This window comes from Synechococcus sp. H55.9 (assembly GCF_047462355.1).
Classification (GTDB): Bacteria; Cyanobacteriota; Cyanobacteriia; order Thermostichales; family Thermostichaceae; genus Thermostichus.
On the sequence record NZ_JANSJB010000080.1, the window covers coordinates 11229 to 12605 of the forward strand.

General features: G+C 63.1%; 1 protein-coding gene. It reads left to right on the forward strand.

Annotated features, from left to right (window positions below):
* Window positions 1-1296: carotenoid isomerase (gene crtH / locus NW857_RS10225; RefSeq protein ID WP_414368868.1), on the forward strand; the 1296-nt coding region annotated here is incomplete at its 5' end.
* Window positions 1297-1377: the final 81 nt, after the last annotated feature.

Consider the following 1377-nt stretch of genomic DNA (forward strand, 5'->3'; position numbering starts at 1 on the left):
ACCACCAACTTGCTCACCCGCGCCCTGGCTGCTGTGGGCCAGTCTTTGGAATCCATCCCCGACCCGGTGCAGATTGCCTACCACCTGCCCCAGGGGCTCAGCCCCTGCGTGCACCGGGACTACGAGCAGTTTTTGCAGGAGCTAGCCAGCTATTTCCCTCAGGAAGCGGGCAGCATTCGCCGCTTCTACGACAGCTTCTGGCCCATTTTCAACAGCCTCAACGCCATGGAGCTCCTCTCTTTGGAGGAGTGGGGCTATCTCTGGCGCTCTTTTGTCGGCAACCCCCGCGCCTGCCTGACCTTGGCCCGCTACTTGCCGGTGAATGTGGGCCAGGTGGCGCGGCGCCACCTACGGGATCCGGCGCTGCTGCGCTTTGTGGATATGGAGTGCTACTGCTGGTCGGTGGTGCCGGCGGAGCGCACGCCCATGATCAATGCCGGCATGGTGTTTTGTGATCGCCACTACGGCGGCGTCAACTACCCCAAGGGAGGGGTGGGGCAGATTGCCCAGAAACTGGCCCAGGGGCTAGAGGCCTGCGGGGGGCAAATCCGCTACGGGGCGCCGGTGCGGCGGATTTTGGAAGAACGGGGCCGCGCCGTGGGCGTTGAGCTCTCCAGGGGAGAAAAGCTCTTTGCCCGCAAGATCATCTCCAATGCCACCCGCTGGGATACCTTTGAGCGCCTCTGGCCGGGATCCCTGCCGGCGGCGGAGCGGCGCTGGCAAAGCCGCTACCAACAGTCTCCCAGTTTCTTAAGCTTGCACCTAGGGGTGCGAGCTGAGGCCCTGGCCGGCGAGCGCTACTGTCACCACATTCTTCTAGAAGATTGGCAAGACCTGGAGGCGGAGCAGGGCACGATCTTCGTCTCTATCCCCACCCTCTTGGATCCGGAGCTGGCCCCGCCGGGCCGCCACATTGTTCACGCTTTTACCCCCAGTTGGATGCAAACCTGGCAGGGCTTGGGCCCGGAGCAGTACCGGCAGCAAAAACAAGCGGCGGCCAAACGCCTTATCCACCGCCTGGAGGCCCTCTGGCCAGAGCTGGGATCCCACATCGAGCTGCTGGAGGTGGGCACTCCCCGCACCCACCGCCGCTTCTTGGGCCGCGTCGACGGCACCTACGGCCCCATCCCTCGCGGCACTCCCTGGGGCCTCTTGGGCATGCCCTTCAACCGCACCGCCATTCCCAACCTCTACTGCGTGGGCGATAGCACCTTCCCCGGTCAAGGCCTCAACGCCGTCGCCTTCTCCGGGTTTGCCTGCGCCCACCGGGTAGATGTAGACCTTTCCAATTCCTAAGGAAAATCATCGGAATTGCACAGCACTGACCACAAACTTAGCCACGTGCTCAACGCCTTACGGCAATCAAAGGAAAATCAT